General features: G+C 53.9%; 14 protein-coding genes. 12 read left to right on the plus strand and 2 right to left on the minus strand.

What is annotated here, in order from left to right; all coding sequences use genetic code 11:
- Positions 1–12: 12 nt before the first annotated feature.
- Positions 13–507, minus strand: coding sequence for a pancreas/duodenum homeobox protein 1 (locus HP555_RS11605; protein ID WP_233249166.1), 495 nt, complete (start codon positions 505–507; stop codon positions 13–15).
- A 97-nt stretch (positions 508–604) separates the two neighbouring features.
- Between HP555_RS11605 and HP555_RS11610 the strand changes: the two genes are divergently transcribed.
- Genes HP555_RS11610 through HP555_RS11620 form a run of 3 tightly spaced genes read left to right on the plus strand, consistent with a single transcriptional unit; the run spans position 605 to position 4,419 of the window.
- Positions 605–2,791 carry an ATP-dependent helicase gene (locus tag HP555_RS11610; protein WP_199262674.1) on the plus strand — a complete coding sequence of 729 codons (2,187 nt, stop codon included), beginning with the start codon at positions 605–607 and terminating at the stop codon, positions 2,789–2,791.
- A gap of 27 nt (positions 2,792–2,818) precedes the next feature.
- Positions 2,819–4,105 (plus strand): bifunctional folylpolyglutamate synthase/dihydrofolate synthase, encoded by a 1,287-nt coding sequence (locus HP555_RS11615; RefSeq protein ID WP_199262676.1) that lies wholly within the window; start codon positions 2,819–2,821, stop codon positions 4,103–4,105.
- Complete coding sequence (locus tag HP555_RS11620; RefSeq protein ID WP_199262678.1) at positions 4,105–4,419, plus strand: HNH endonuclease; 315 nt, start codon at positions 4,105–4,107, stop codon at positions 4,417–4,419. The genes HP555_RS11615 and HP555_RS11620 overlap by 1 nt, the downstream gene beginning before the upstream one ends.
- A gap of 336 nt (positions 4,420–4,755) precedes the next feature.
- Here the strand turns inward: HP555_RS11620 and HP555_RS11625 are convergent, their stop codons facing one another.
- A complete protein-coding gene (locus HP555_RS11625; protein WP_199262595.1) occupies positions 4,756–5,838 on the minus strand; it encodes an IS5 family transposase in 1,083 nt (360 codons plus the stop codon).
- Between the two features lie 174 nt (positions 5,839–6,012).
- Between HP555_RS11625 and HP555_RS11630 the strand changes: the two genes are divergently transcribed.
- From HP555_RS11630 to HP555_RS11670, 9 genes are all read left to right on the plus strand, one after another.
- Positions 6,013–6,294 carry a hypothetical protein gene (locus tag HP555_RS11630; RefSeq protein ID WP_199262680.1) on the plus strand — a complete coding sequence of 94 codons (282 nt, stop codon included), beginning with the start codon at positions 6,013–6,015 and terminating at the stop codon, positions 6,292–6,294.
- 158 nt (positions 6,295–6,452) lie between these two features.
- A complete protein-coding gene (locus tag HP555_RS11635) occupies positions 6,453–7,613 on the plus strand; it encodes an ABC transporter substrate-binding protein (RefSeq protein ID WP_199262682.1) in 1,161 nt (386 codons plus the stop codon).
- A 445-nt stretch (positions 7,614–8,058) separates the two neighbouring features.
- The gene (locus HP555_RS11640) at positions 8,059–9,522 is read left to right on the plus strand and encodes a catalase (RefSeq protein ID WP_199262684.1); all 1,464 of its coding nucleotides are present in this window, start codon (positions 8,059–8,061) and stop codon (positions 9,520–9,522) included.
- A gap of 155 nt (positions 9,523–9,677) precedes the next feature.
- Entirely contained in the window at positions 9,678–10,181 is a 504-nt protein-coding gene (locus HP555_RS11645; protein ID WP_199264557.1) for a bacterioferritin, read from the plus strand.
- 135 nt (positions 10,182–10,316) lie between these two features.
- Positions 10,317–10,736, plus strand: coding sequence for a DUF2784 domain-containing protein (locus HP555_RS11650; RefSeq protein ID WP_233249168.1), 420 nt, complete (start codon positions 10,317–10,319; stop codon positions 10,734–10,736).
- Between the two features lie 156 nt (positions 10,737–10,892).
- Positions 10,893–12,365 (plus strand): helicase HerA-like domain-containing protein, encoded by a 1,473-nt coding sequence (locus tag HP555_RS11655; protein WP_199262686.1) that lies wholly within the window; start codon positions 10,893–10,895, stop codon positions 12,363–12,365.
- 257 nt (positions 12,366–12,622) lie between these two features.
- A complete protein-coding gene (locus HP555_RS11660) occupies positions 12,623–13,105 on the plus strand; it encodes a hypothetical protein (protein WP_199262688.1) in 483 nt (160 codons plus the stop codon).
- Positions 13,106–13,218: 113 nt separating this feature from the next.
- Positions 13,219–13,803: a flavodoxin family protein gene (locus HP555_RS11665; protein ID WP_199262689.1), complete on the plus strand. Its 585-nt coding sequence runs from the start codon at positions 13,219–13,221 to the stop codon at positions 13,801–13,803.
- A gap of 34 nt (positions 13,804–13,837) precedes the next feature.
- Entirely contained in the window at positions 13,838–15,667 is a 1,830-nt protein-coding gene (locus tag HP555_RS11670; protein ID WP_199262691.1) for a hypothetical protein, read from the plus strand.
- Positions 15,668–15,843: the final 176 nt, after the last annotated feature.

A 15,843-nucleotide genomic window follows, 5' to 3' on the forward strand; every position in this document is an offset into this window, starting at 1 on the left:
ACCGAGTGCTGATCAGGCGTTTTTAAGGCGGATGGACAGCGGGATACGATGCAGGGACTGTTCTTCCTGCACCGTGCGGCCAAGCTGCCACTGATCACAGACCACCTTGTCGCCGAGCAGCCGTCCAATGTCCGTGACCAACCCGTTCAGATTGATAATCGGATGCCGACTGAACACCTGGGGCAGACCGGCGGTCAGATTACAGACCAGGCAACGACCGGGACGTTCATGCAAATCCAGATTAAACTGCAGTGTCTGTGTGGCGCGGTCATAGGCTGCAAAACGCAGGGCAATATCATACGCCCCTTCATCAGCATCACCGAAAAGGGCGTCAAAAAACTCATTGGAGCGTTCCGGTGGAAACAGGTCTGCCAGTACTTTCTCAGTAAAAATCTGCTCAGGCTGCATCATCATCCCTATACAATGCTCTTCTTGTTCAACAGTATCCGCCCGTCTTTTTTTGAAGAGACAGGCAACAACGACAACAATGGATCCGGTGCGAAGCACCTGCCGGTGCCTTCCGGATCATGCCGACTTTACTCAGGAGGCAGCGCACCTGTCAACAGCATTGCAGCACTGTTGAGGCTGTGGTAGAAACCAGGACATGCGCGTTCAATCTTCTTTTCCAGAGAACCAGTCGGCAGAATCCATCACAGAACCGGCACCACTCAACCTTGCTCAACAGATCGCGGTGAGCCACGGTGACGGTCCTATACTGGTGATAGCCGGCGCCGGTTCCGGCAAAACCCGAACCCTGGTGTACCGGATGGCCCACCTCATTGAAAGAGGTGTGGAACCGGAATCTGTTCTGCTCTTAACGTTCACCCGGCGGGCCGCCCAGGAGATGCTGCAGCGGGCCGGAGAACTCACGGCAGGATCATGCCGGCGGGTCATGGGGGGAACCTTCCACGCCACTGCCAATATTCTGCTGCGCCGATACGGTCATCTCCTGAACCTCGGCCCGAACTTCACCATTATTGACCGTGGCGATGCGGAAGGCATCATCAACCTGCTCAAGTCTTCATTGGGCATGGGCGGTGCCGGTAAACGGTTTCCATCCAAACGGGTGGTGATGAATCTGATCTCCGGGGCTGTCAACAAGTCCTCCAGTATTGAACAGCTGGTCTATGAAGACCATCTCCACCTCACCGAATTTCTGAACGATTTTTACACGATTGCCGATCACTACCGCCAGTTCAAACGTGATCACGGCCTATTGGACTACGATGATCTGCTGGTGTACTGGAAACAGCTGCTGGTTGAATCGGAAAACGCCAGGGTGGAACTGTCCAGCCGGTTTCAGCACATTCTGGTTGACGAGTATCAGGATACAAACCTGCTGCAGGCCGAAATTGTTCGCCTGCTCGCCTACTGTCATCAGAACGTCATGGTGGTCGGCGATGATGCCCAGTCTATCTACAGCTTCCGTGGAGCGGATTTTGCCAATATCATGCGCTTTCCTGAGCAGTTTCCCGGCACCAGAATCGTGAAACTCGAAGAAAACTATCGCTCCACCGAACCGATCCTGCAGCTGACCAATGCCATCATTGCCAATGCAGAAAAAAAATTCACCAAAACCCTGTTCACCGAAAAGGTCGGAGGAGTGCGACCGCAGCTGGCTGCAGCACCCAATGAGGCCGCAGAAGCCCGCTTTATTGTCCAGGAGATTCAGAAACACCACCAGAATGGCACCCCCCTGACCGACATCGCCGTCCTGTTCCGTTCCGGATTTCATTCGTTCAAGCTGGAAATCGAACTGGCGGCCCATGGTTTTGACTTTGAAAAACGTGGTGGTCTCCGACTGACGGAATCCGCCCACATTAAGGATGTGCTTTCCTTTTTACGGGTCATCATCAACCCCTGGGACAACCTCAGCTGGAACCGTATACTTCTCCAGCTGGAAAAGGTCGGCCCCAAGACCGTACAAAAGATTCTCAACAGTGTCCGGCAGGCGGACAATCCCTTGACAGCCCTGACCGCCTATCGGCCCGCACCAACCTGGCGCCTGCAGTTCGAGAAACTGGTGGACATGCTCGGCCGCCTGCACCAGCCGGATTTAACCCCATCGGATCAGTACGATCTGGTCATGGAGTACTATTCGCCGATCTTTGAAAAGATCTACTATGACGACTATCCCAAACGCCGCCGGGAACTTGAGCAGATCAAGGCTCTGATCAGCGGTTATGGTGATCTGCAGTCCTTTATCGATGACACCGCGCTTGATCCCCCTGAAGTTGGAGCAGATGCAGAAGGAATCCGCTCGGAACAGAGATTGACCCTGTCCACCATCCATTCAGCCAAAGGACTGGAATGGGATACGGTCTTTGTCATGGGGTTGGCCGAAGGACGTTTTCCCCACCAGCATGCCACGCCCGGCGAGCAGTGGGAGGAAGAACGACGCCTGCTGTACGTTGCGACAACCCGTGCTAAAAAAGAGCTTTTTCTCACCTATCCCAAGGAGATGCTCGGATCAGACCGCCAGCTGCTGCGCGCATCGCTCACCCCCTTTCTGCGGGAAGTCAGCCCCGGACTGTACACAAATATCGATCAGGTCAGTGCACGTACACCGCTGCAGACCGGTCAGTACCAGCAAACAACGTCGCAGCTTCGGCATCCGAACGTTCAATCAGCCAGAATAACCTACCAGGAGGGGATGCGGGTCACCCATGCCTTCTTCGGCCATGGCCGGGTGGTCTCGATTCCAGGCCCCCGTCGCATTGAAATCCTCTTTGATCGCCACGGCAGTAAAATTCTTCATCTTGACTACGCCAAACTTGAAATCCTTGACTGACGAGCCTGCCCGTCATCTGTTTTGCCGATGAACTATCAAGAAGCACTCCAATGGATGGATGAGCGCCAACAGTTCACCATCAAACTGGGTCTGGCAACAACCCGGACCCTGTTGGCTCAATTCGGCAATCCGCACAAGCAGCTGCGCATCATTCATATTGCCGGGACCAACGGCAAAGGATCGGTCGGCGCAACGCTTCTGGCCATCCTGTCAGCCGCCGGCTATCGTACCGGGTTTTATTCCTCACCACATCTCAGTGATTTTCGTGAACGGTTCCGGCTCAACACCACCTTTATCACGCAGGAGCGTTGTGCCGACCTGATAACAACGCTGGCCACAGGTCTTCCCGAAGGAATGCAGCCCACCTACTTTGAATGTGCCACCCTTCTGGCCCTGCTCTGGTTTGCCGACCAGCAGACTGATGCGGTCATCCTGGAGACCGGTATGGGCGGACGTCTCGACGCCACCAATGCCGTTACCCCCCTACTTTCCATCATCACTGATATCAGTCTGGACCACGAACAGTATCTCGGCTCCACCATCACAGCCATTGCCAATGAAAAGGCCGGCATTATAAAATCCGAAGTACCTGTTATCTTTTCCGGCAGACATCGCGATGCCCTGCCCGTGATCATGGCGCGATGCCGGCAGCAGAACAGCCCCCTGTACCTGTACGGACAACATTTCAGCGGTGCCCGTTCCGGTGAGCAGACATTGACCTACCAGGCGCTCACCGGCCGGACTCACCCACGCCTTCCCTTACCTCTCCAGGGCGACCATCAGATTGTCAACACAAGTCTGGCCCTGGCAGCACTTGAGCTCCTTGACCGGCACCTGCCTGTGACCCCGGATCAGTGGCACACCGGTCTGCAGCAGGTGCACTGGTCGGGACGCCTGGAACGGTTTTCAGTGGTTTTTTCTGAAAAAACGGTTGATATACTGCTTGACGGTGCGCACAATGAAGCCGGTGTCCTGGCACTGCTCCGGAGTGTGCAACAGATGCACTATCAGCGACTTTTTCTGCTGTGGGGAAACATGAGCGATAAAGTACTGGGCCCGGCCTACCTGGAGCTTCTGGATACGGCAGAGATGGTTGTGCTGACCAGACCGGAATCACCGCGGTCTGCAGAACCGTTGGCCCTGTTTGCAGAGTTGCCGATAGCAGTACAGCAAAAGACAACCTGTATCAGTAGCGTGGAGCAGGCAATGATCCACCTGCTGGAACGTACAGCCCCGGGAGACCTTCTCTGTATTGCGGGCTCCCTGTACCTCGTTGGCCATGTTCGGCAGCAGCTGCTGGGAGACCCGGTCTGATGAGCGCGGATTTTTATTCCCTTGGTACAGTTGACGAGGCTGTTATCCGTGCCGAACGGCACAAGGCGCGTGCTCTGCGAAAGAGCCGGTGGTGGCAGCAGAAAACCGCCAGCGGTACCTGCTGGTACTGTCACCGCCGGGTGGGGTATCACAACCTGACCATGGATCACGTTATCCCGCTGGCCCGCGGTGGCCGCAGCACCAGGGACAATCTGGTTCCCTGCTGCCGGGAATGCAACACGAAAAAAAAATCCGCACTCCCCATTGAATGGGAAGAGTACATGCAATCACTGCAACAGCGTCATTCAGAATAACGGGCGCAGGTGTTTTTTCTCTCCCAAAAGTTTTTTCCTTTTTACAACCCTCCACCAACCATAAACAGCTGCGGCTATGCTGTCCGGCATAGTACAGGCCGATGGTGGAGATGTACAGTGCCGGATCCTCAATGCTGTTCACCCGTTTTGCCCGGTGCGTTTAAGAATAATCACTTTAGCAGGCTGTTGAAAAACAGGAAAATACGAGACAAGGGTTGTTTATTTGCCCTTCGATAGCTCTTTGACAGTGAGCCCTTGGCCGTTTGTTTGTCATGATGTGTTGCCGGTTTTCATCTTCCGAGGCGCTTCAAGCCGCTCTGATGAGGATTTCCCCTCTTATCCAGAGGTAACTACCCCCAGATTACGCATTCGGACCATGTTGTAGGCTGCCGCAGAGAGCGTGAACAGCCAGTCTATCTTTTCCACGCCTTTGTATCTGGCTTTGCGTAACCAGGCGACGGTCTTCATCCAGCCAAATATCTCTTCCACCCGTTTGCGTTTTTTCCGGCTCACAGCATAACCTGCATGACGGGTGGTCCGGCCATCGATGGCGGAGCCTTTGACTTTCTGCGCTACATGTGGAGTAACGGTCAGGATGCGCAGGTCATCGACGAACTCCTTGCAGTCATACCCTTTGTCCGCGCCGATGGTGACTCGATGTGTGCCCGGAATATCCGAAGCCATGGAAAGGGCGGCCTCGCGCTCCGCCGTCCCGGTTGCCTGGGTCAGGCGGGTATCGACGACCAAACCGTTCCGATTTTCCATCAGCACATGCCCCATGAAGCAGAGCCTGGCCTCCTTGCCTTTTCCTTTTCTGAACAGCCGGGATTCTGGATCGGTGACCGATGCGTGCGTGTCATTGCGACGCTTTTTCCCGTGGAAATCCACTGCCGGATTGCGGTTGCCGCCGGTAGAGACCGGAGGCTCCTCATCTTTGGGCCGAAAGCTCTTCAGCGATGCCCACGTTTCGATCAGTGTGCCGTCAACGGTGAAATGGTCGTCAGACAAGAGTCCGGCTGCCTCGGCTTGGGAACAGATGGATCGCAAGAACATCACCGCAAGATCACTGTGCAGAATGCGCTCCCTGTTTTTGGAATAGACGGAGTGATCCCAAATTGCTTCATCCATGGACAGGCCGACAAACCAGCGAAAAAGAAGATTGTAATCAAGCTGTTCCACCAACATCCGCTCGCTCCGGATCGAATAAAGGATTTGCAGCAGCAGGGAGCGAAGCAGTTGCTCGGGCGGAATCGATGGTCGTCCTGTTCGTGAGTAGAGTTCCCGAAACACGGGAGAGAGTTCCTTCAGCGCTTTATCAGCCATGATTCGGATAGGGCGCAGGGGATGCGTTTGGGGAACCCGGGATTCGGGGGAGAGATAGCTGAACAATTTCTGTTGCTGAATGTCAGGACCGCGCATATTTCCACCTGTTTGTCAGTTATTCCAAATGGTTGGATAATACACGGTATTGTTTTACATGTCCCGTTGTTTATGAGTTTTTCAACAGCCTGTTAGATCATTGTTCTCTAAAACATCATGATGTAGTACTACATGCAGCAGCGTTGACTTTTTCATTAAAAACGAAGAGGGCTTATGTCTACAGAACACCAATCAGCAATAACCATTGAAAACGACACCGTTATCGTACACCAGGAGACCGACAGGCTGGAAGCCTTCCGCCTTGAAGATACGGTTCGGGCGCCGGCTGTTATTGTTTTTGTCAATCAGAAGCGGGCGCAGCTGGTTCCGATCCCCCAGGGTGGACAGATACCGTCTAAAATCCGGTCTTTGAACATGGAAGGCGATATCCAGATCATCTCCTACCAGGAGATCCACACCTTTCTCCACCACTCCGATCCGTCGGCTCATCCCTGACACTGTTTCCGGAACAGATTGCCTGGATAGTGGACGGCCACGTCAATCCCGAACCCGTCTGATGACCGGACTGCCGTTGTCTTTATTGACTATCTCCAGGCAGTTTGTCATAACAGCATGGTTCGATACTCAATTTTTGCAAACAAACGGAGGAGCCCATGAAAAAAGAAAAGTCCAGATTCGTAACATTGTGCACCATCTGCCTCCCGATCCTTGTGCTGTCCATGTTCACAGCAACCGCCCGGGCAGCTGCTGTTAAAATCGGTGCCATCCTTGCCGAAACCGGACCTGCCGCCTTTCTTGGCGGACCAGAGGTTCGCTCCCTGCGCATGCTGGTTGATGAAATAAATGCCAAAGGTGGCATTCAGGGGAAAACCATCGAGTTGATCGTCAAAGATTCGGCCAGCAGCCCGGAAAAAGCCGTGTCCTTTACCAGGCAGCTGATTGAAGAGGAAAAGGTTTTTGCCATTATCGGACCTTCCACCAGCGGTGAGAGTCTGGCCATCAAGAAAATTGCGGAAAATGGCAAAACCATTCTGATCTCCTGTTCTGCAGCTGATCTCATCGTCAATCCGGTTACCCCGCATGTGTTCAAGACCGCACCGAGCGACAGCTATGCCGCCCAGCAGGTCTTCAAAACCATGCAAGAAAGAGGGATCAGGAAGATTGTTGTTCTTGCGGCCAACGATGGGTTTGGTAAGGCCGGTAAAGAACAGTTGACCAGACACGCCCCGGAGTTCGGCATCACCATTGCCGCTGAGGAGGTGTACGACAAAAACGCCACTGATCTGTCTGCCATTGTGGCCAAATTAAAGGCCATTAAGGATGTGCAGGCAGTGATCAACTGGTCGATCGTTCCCGCTCAGTCGATCCTTGCCAAGAATGTCCGTCAGGCCGGCTGGGATGTGCCAATCTACCAGAGTCACGGCTTTGCCAATATCAAGTACGCAGAAGCCGCAGGTGCAGCTGCAGAGGGAATTATTTTCCCGGCCAGTCGTATCCTGATAGCTGACTTCCTGCCCGATGGACCACAGAAAGAATTTCTGCTGAAGTACAAGAACTCCTATGAAACCAGGTTCAAGGAAAAAGTCTCCACCTTTGGCGGCCATACGTATGACGCTCTGACCATCCTGGTCAAGGCCATTGAGGCTGGAGGAGAGGATCGTGAAAAGGTACGGGCTGCCATTGAAAACATTACCGGTCTGATCGGCACTGCCGGTACCTTCAACTTTTCAGCAACCGACCATGGTGGTCTGGGAATCGATGCCTATGCCATGCTGACGGTTAAAAACGGTATATTTGTTCCCCTGGAAGACTGACACGCCCAACAGCCACCTTCCCGCGTTCGGGAGGTGTGCAGCCTCACTTTAAAACAAAAAAGCCTTCTGAACAGTGATTGTCCGGAAGGCTTTTTTGTTGCAGCGCCTGCACGCATGTGTCAAAGTTGTTTTGTATCTTTTCGGCAGGCAATGTCTTGGGCCATCCTCTGCTCCTGATCGCGCTGCACGACTGTCCCCAAACCGCACCAGCCACAAGCAGTTGTCTGCAGCCATTACCGCTTCGACGTTGTCTTTTTTATAAACATAGAAATCAGCTCACCCTGTCACATGATTTTGCCGGTACTTTCAAAGAGCCCCTTTTGTTAATAAAAATTCCTAATTGGTATTGACATGCATTTGCAGATTCGTTAAATAGATGGGCATAGACACTGTCGGACGAAGTGTGTCCGGAAACGAGGAAAACAACAACGAATGGAGGGTTCCAATGCAAGACAGTAAAAAGAAATTGACCACCAACGCAGGTGCCCCGGTTCCTGACAATCAAAACGTCATAACTGCTGGTCCACGTGGACCACAGCTGTTGCAGGATGTCTGGTTCCTGGAAAAACTGGCGCACTTCGACCGGGAAGTCATCCCGGAACGTCGTATGCACGCAAAAGGGTCAGGAGCCTATGGTACCTTCACCGTCACCCATGACATCACCAAGTACACCCGTGCTAAAGTTTTCTCGGAAATCGGCAAAAAAACCGAACTGTTCACCCGCTTCTCCACTGTTGCCGGTGAACGCGGCGCTGCAGATGCCGAACGGGATATCCGGGGGTTTGCGGTTAAATTTTATACGGAAGAAGGCAACTGGGATATGGTCGGCAACAACACACCGGTCTTCTTTTTCCGCGACCCGCTCCAGTTCCCCGACCTGAACCATGCGGTGAAACGCGATCCCCGCACGAACCTGCGCAGCGCCAAAAACAACTGGGACTTCTGGTCTTCCCTGCCCGAGGCCCTGCATCAGGTGACCATTGTCATGAGTGACCGTGGTATCCCGGCAACCTATCGCCATATGCACGGATTCGGCAGCCACACCTTCAGCTTTATCAATGCGGATAACGTACGCTACTGGTGTAAATTCCATTTTAAAAGCCAACAGGGGATCAAGAATCTTACCGATGCTGAATCGCAAGAAATCATTGGCAAGGATCGTGAAAGTCATCAAAGAGATCTGTACGATGCCATTGAGCGCGGTGATTTTCCACGCTGGACCATGTATGTGCAGGTGATGACCGAGGAACAGGCGGCTAAACTGCCGTATCATCCCTTTGATCTTACCAAGGTATGGCTCCACAGCGATGCTCCCCTGATAGAGGTGGGCGTTCTCGAACTTAACCGCAATCCGGAGAACTACTTTGCCGAGGTTGAGCAGGCTGCATTCAACCCGGCCAACGTGGTTCCGGGAATCAGCTTTTCACCGGACAAGATGCTTCAAGGTCGACTCTTCTCCTACGGTGATGCACAGCGTTACCGTCTGGGTGTCAACCACCACCTTATCCCTGTTAACATGGCACGCTGTCCCTTCCACAGCTACCACAGGGACGGGCAGATGCGGGTAGACGGTAACCACGGTTCAACCATTGGTTATGAGCCGAACAGTTATGGTGAATGGCAGGAACAACCTGACTTCTCTGAACCGCCACTGGAGCTCTCCGGTGCAGCTGCCCGCTGGAATGCCCGTGAAGACGACGATGACTACTACACCCAACCGGGTAAACTGTTCCGTCTGATGAGCAAAGAGCAACAGCAGGTTTTGTTCGAAAACACAGCACGTGATATCTGGAATGCTCCCAAAGAGATCAAGATCCGTCACATCGGCAACTGTTACAAGGCTGATCCGGAATACGGCAAAGGAGTTGCTGCAGCGTTGGATATTCCCATGAGTGAGATTCCGGTCTGATAACCTGCTGAGCGTCAAACATCTTCAACAGCGGGCGGGTTCGGAGTTGCTCCAACCGCCCGCTTACTGTTCCTGTGGACGGAACATCAGAAAAATGCTAAGAAAAAGAAATTCTTTCTACTCTTATCAACCCTAACCTACAGGTGAACAAAATGATGCACGAGAGCAGTATCAAGCTTCTCAATAAGGCGGTTGGTGAAGAAATGACCGCTCTTCAGCAGTACATGTACTTTCATTTTCATTGCGATGACCAGGGATACGATCTCCTGGCCGGCCTGTTCAAACGAACCGCCATTGACGAGATGATCCATGTGGAAGACCTGGCCGAACGTATTCTCTTCCTCGGTGGTGATGTCGAACTTGCCGCCTCTGCTCCGGTTGTGCCGGTGCAGGATGTGAACGAGATGCTTAAAATGGCCCGGCAGATGGAACTGGACAGTGCCGCGCATTACAACCAGTGGGCCAACGAGTGCGGTGCCGCTGCTGACAGTGTGTCCAAAAAATTGTTTGAGGAGCTGGTCGTGGCTGAAGAGAACCACTACGACGCCTTTGATATTGAAATGGACAACATGAAAAAATTCGGCACCAACTATCTCGTTCTCCAGTCCATCGAACGCAGTAAAAACCGTGCCCAGCTGTCTCCATCCACTGGTGAGTAGCAGCAATACAACCAGACTGCAGCCTTTTTTTACAGGCTTTCCCTCTTATACAACCCGTCATTCTCGCTCTGCAAATGACGGGTTTTTTCATGATGCACCCCGCAACTGCGGCAACCGGGCAAAAAGACGTTGCGGATGCCGACTGTACTCAGGTTTATGAACGGTTCTTCACTTTATCTGCTGCTCGCCGATGCTGTTCTTCTTGTGCATGTCAGTGTTGCCCTCTTTGTTGTTGGCGGCCTGGGCTGTATCATCGTCGGTAACCGGCGGGCATGGCAATGGGTGAACAGTCTATGGTTCAGACTGGTCCATCTTGCCGCCATTGGGGTCATCGCTCTTCAGGCATGGCTGGGCGCCGTCTGTCCGCTGACCAGCCTGGAGATGTGGCTTCGCACCCGGTCGGGCAGTTCAGTCTACACCGGGAGTTTTGTTAGTTACTGGTTACAGAAAACCCTCTACTACGATGCTCCGCACTGGGTCTTTATACTGGCCTACTCACTCTTCACGCTGGCCGTTGCCGCAACCTGGTGGTATTATCCACCGCGTACCCGTTGATAGCGATCAGGCTGTTTGTTCTTCTCACCTCTCACGATCACCACTAAACAACAGCCGTTGCCTGTTCTTCTTCAGCAGAAGCTTTGAAAAAGAGCTGTTGCGACGCAGGTACGTATTGCAAAAAAACAGTGCCTAATCACCTGCAGGAGGACCTTTATGAACCAGATACTCATTGGCCGGGGAGAACAGCCTGTGCATCTTTGGGGTGCACTTGCCAATCGGCATGGTTTGGTTGCCGGTGCCACCGGTACCGGTAAGACAGTCTCGTTGCTGGTGCTGGTGGAGGGTTTTTCCCGCATGGGCACACCTGTCTTTATTACTGATATCAAGGGAGATGTTGCCGGTCTTGCCATGGCCGGTGAATCCAACCAAAAACTTACACAACGAGCGGAACAGACAGGTCTTTTGTCGTACACCAATGAGGCAAGTCCGGTCCTGTTTTGGGATATCTTCGGCAGAAACGGTCATCCGCTGCGAACCACGGTCAGTGAAATCGGACCAGGCCTGCTCGCCCGTATCCTCGAACTCAGTGATACCCAGACAGGAGTTCTTGAGATCGTCTTTCGCCTGGCCGACGATGAAGGGCTTCTTCTCCTTGACCTTGACGACCTGCGGGCCCTGCTCACCTTTACCGCTGAAAATCGGGCAGAGATTTCAACCCGGTTCGGGCTGGTCAGCGGCCAATCCATTGCAGCCATTCAACGGGCTCTTCTGAAGTTGGAGCGGGAAGGCGGCACAATGCTGTTTGGTGAGCCTGCCCTGGAGTTGACCGATCTCATGCGCACCGACCTGACAGGACGGGGCATTGTCAGTATTCTGAGCGCTGATAAGCTTATTTTAAAACCCCGCCTGTATGCCGGCCTGCTGCTCTGGCTTCTTTCCGAGTTCTTTGAACAACTGCCGGAGGTGGGTGATCCTGATCAGCCCAGGCTGGTACTCGTCTTTGATGAGGCCCACCTGCTGTTTACTGATACGCCGCCGATGCTCCGCCAACGTGTTGAGCAGGTGGTACGACTTATCAGATCCAAAGGTGTGGGCATCTATTTCTGCTCTCAATACCCGGATGACATCCCCAATGAGATTCTTGGGCAGCTGGGCAATCGCATACAACATGCCCTGCGTGCCTATACGCCCCGGGATCAGAAAGCGGTCAGAGCTGCTGCCGAATCCTTTGTGCCCAACCCCACACTCAATGTCGCTCAGACCATTGCCCAGCTTGCTGTTGGTGAGGCCCTGGTTTCAACCCTCCAGGGAAAAGGTGTTCCCATACCGGTGGAAAAGACCCTGATCTGCCCGCCTCGCTGCCGTATGGGTGCCATAACCGAACACGAACGGGCCGCTGTACTGGCCCGCAGCCCAATCGGCGGCAAGTACGATCAGCCGATCAATCGCGAGTCAGCCTACGAAATCCTCAGCCAACGCGCTGAACAGAAGAACAAAACCAACACTGCCCCGTCATCCGATCATCGCCGCCAGGAAAAAGGTGTGATCAGTGATCTGTTATGGGGCACCGGGCGTCGTCAGGGAATGGTGGAGACACTTGCCAAACAGACAGTGCGCACCATCGGCAGCCAGGTAGGCCGACAGATTGTACGCGGTATTCTCGGCAGTATTCTTGGGAAAAAATAAAACATATCCTGACCAACCTGCACATACCCGGCCGCAGATGCCCCTGCTCTTTAAAACTTTAAAACATACAGATGCGCTGATACAGATGGACGCCGGGGCTCTGGTGATATAAAAAACCAAAACACAGATTACGGTAGCCCTGCAGCCGCATCTTGATCAGCCTTGCCTGAGACCACAACTCTGCCTGCTGTATAAAAGCTGATTATGCCACAGCGAAAAGCAAAGAACACCAGCCATGTACTGAGGAGAAGAAGACGATGACCAGACAGGAACTTGAAAAAGGCATGTCGAGCTTAAAAATTATCTGGTCTGCCCTAGCCATGTCTTTAATCATGTATGTCCTGGCTGTGCCGCTTATCCTTGACCGGGAAACAGTCAATCTTGCAGCTGAAACCTATGCAGAGCTGCGACTGTTCATGTATCCCCTGGCCGGTGTAACCCTGGTCGCGTCCTGGTTTGTGCGGCGCTCCATTCTTGCTGCCAAACCCTCGGCCACCCGCAACAGATCCCGTCAGCACCCGGCGATTCAACGCTACACCACGGCTATGATCGTAACCCTGGCCATGACCCAGTCCATTGGCCTCTACGGTTTGATCCTCTATCTCCTGGGCAGCAACCGTGTTGATCTCTACCTGCTGACAGCCCTGGCCGCCGTTGCCATGATCCTGTACTTTCCCAGGCAGGATGAAGTCATGCAACTTGCGGAAAGATTTTCATCCAGGAGCGGCAAACGATCATAACTGTTCCGGCTTCTCTTTGTCTGTTCAGAATGCATCAGCCTGTATACTTTGTACTCTGTTCCCTGGTTCCCGGCTGACCATCCAGCCACTTCCAATCATGCAGGAGCACAACCATGAACATCCTCCTTTGCAATGGCAGTCCCCGCAAACACGGCAACACAGACATCCTGCTCAGCCGGATTGAGGCTGGCATACAGCAGGCAGGCTACCAGGCCGAACGTATCGACCTGGCCGCCCTTGACATTCATCCCTGTACCGGCTGCGGCCACTGTGAGACTGAAGGCTGGTGCATTATCCAGGACGACATGACCCTGCTGTACGATAAGATTGATCAGGCCAACCGGATCGTCATCGGTTCACCAATCTACTTTTACGGTGTCACGGCCCAGACCAAGGCCTTTATCGATCGCTGCCAGGCTCTGTGGTGTCGCAAATATCTGTTGGGCGTGGTTAAACCCGATCGTGACAATCGTCTCGGCTATCTGGTAAGTGTGGCTGCCACGGCCGGCGGCAAGATCTTTGACGGTACCCGCCTGACCATCCGCTATGCCTTTGATGCCATGGAATATACCTTTGGCGGTGAGCTGGTGGTTCAGGGTATTGACCTGAAAGGAGCTGTTACTGAACGGACCGATACCATGGAAGAGGCCCTGCAGCTGGGACTGACAATCTGCCGTACAGCTGGTACAACCACATAACAGTCTGCCACCCCACACCCTTTGGGAGACACTCATGCCTCGACTGCTCTGCTCCTGCTCTTTTCTCCTGGCAACCGCCCTGTTCGGCTCTGCTCCTGCAGTTGCCGGTGCCGGTTTCCCGCACCTTGATGCCGGCTATCGTTTCCTGGTCAGCGATCGCGGTCAGGACGGCATTCTGTACACCGCCACCGCCGGAACACTGCAGGGAAAACAGCTGCCTCTCAGCTATCACGACAGTCCCGCCTACTGGGGAGAACATGTATGCAGCCGGACAGACTGCACTGTCATCGACCGCTACGATCCCAATACCGCCACCCTGCTGCCGCAGGATACACCGGCCGGTGACCTGCAGACCGAACGCGTCAACACCCATAACGGCATCAATATTTACGATGGGGCCACCTGGCAGATTGCGGTGATGCTTGGTCACACCCGCAACCACTTCTCCGTACCGACCGGTGAACATGCCTACAGCCTGGTCAGCAACCAGAATCTGCTGTTAACCGCCGGCCACAGCGGCAACAGCCTGCACCCTGTTCCGGATGAGACCCGTGCTGTTTCCCGCGATACCCTGTTTGTGTACAATAACCAGCCTGTTCACGAACCCCGGCAGGCTTTCAGCTTCCGCATGCTGCCCCGTGCCTGGCTTTCACCCGATCCCCTGGCTGCCACCCGCTATGGCCATCTTGTTACTACAGTTGACCTGCCGGACAACAGTGCAGCCTATCAGCCGGGCCTGGTCAGCTGGACTGACTGGAAACCGATCACCGGTGAAAATGCCTGGGCCTTTCTTATCGGTCCGCTGCAGGCCGCCATTATCCATTACACCACCACTGATCAGGGCTATGTGCCGCTGTCCGACCCTGCCCTGACAAATGCCCTGGCCGTCCTGCCCAGCTTTGCAGCGCTGCAGTCGCCCGCCGGTGGTGTCTATTCTGCGCCATCAGGTACAGTGGCCAATCAGGGCAACCAGCTGATTGATCCATTTTCAGTCTCTGTGGAAAACAACATATCACTCCTGGCCGGACTCAAGATCCTTCAGGCCACACTGAAGACCACTCTCAAAAAAGACTCCAGCCTCACGCAGCACAGTCGAAAACAGCTTGCACAGGCCCTGACCCTCAGCACGACCATGCTCAACGGCGGTAACCTTGCTCCTGACCGGCAGACCAGGGGCCTGCTTGCCTTTTTCAGGGATAATGCCTGGCAAGACGGCATCTTTGTGCAGGGTGGACAGCTCAACCGTCCCGACGGAACAGCTGTTTGGCAGCCGAATCGCTCTCCAAAAGCTGTTGATGTCAACACGTGGGGCATTGCCGCACTTGGTCCGGCAACGATTGATGACTGGTTCGGGTTTGGTGCGGCCTTTCGCAACTGGCAAAATGTGAAAAACTGGGGTGGCTACGGCCAGGGTTCAACCTTGTGGGGAGTTGGTTTTTCCGACCAGGACGGCAATGGGATCGACTCCTCCGGCAGGTACCGGCAAGGTGTTCTGTCAACGGAATGGACTGCCGGTGCAATAACCATGGTTCGGGCAATGCTTGCTCACTATCGGGCTGTACCTGCACTGTCACCGGATCATCAGCAATCTGCAGAAATGGTTATGTCCCTGCAGCAGGATGAACAGTCCATGCTCACAGCACTGAACAGGCTTCGTCTTGACAGCTATGCGGCTGCAAATTTTCCGGGAACACCAGATCGCTACAGTGCACTCTTCCCTCTTTCGACCAGACCCTACCTCTATGCAAGCCGCCGCTATCTCATTCCGTTTGGCTGGTATGCCAACCCGATTCCCTCCACCTGCGCCACGGCTTGGATATTCATGGTGGCGAACGGCTACAATCCTTTTGTCCCCGGTGGTTGACCATACGCAGTACGGGCTGTTTGACGAAACACCCGGCCAATGGGTGTTCAACAGATCAGGGTCGTGCAGGCATCAGCATCTCTCTGCTCTGTACACACGTACGCGGCCTCACCCAGATGAAAAAGCCACGCAACCGCCTGTTTTACCTCTTGTTGCCTGAGAAAGTATGGGGTATG

This window comes from Desulfobulbus oligotrophicus, from assembly GCF_016446285.1.
In the GTDB taxonomy this organism is placed as follows: domain Bacteria; phylum Desulfobacterota; class Desulfobulbia; order Desulfobulbales; family Desulfobulbaceae; genus Desulfobulbus; species Desulfobulbus oligotrophicus.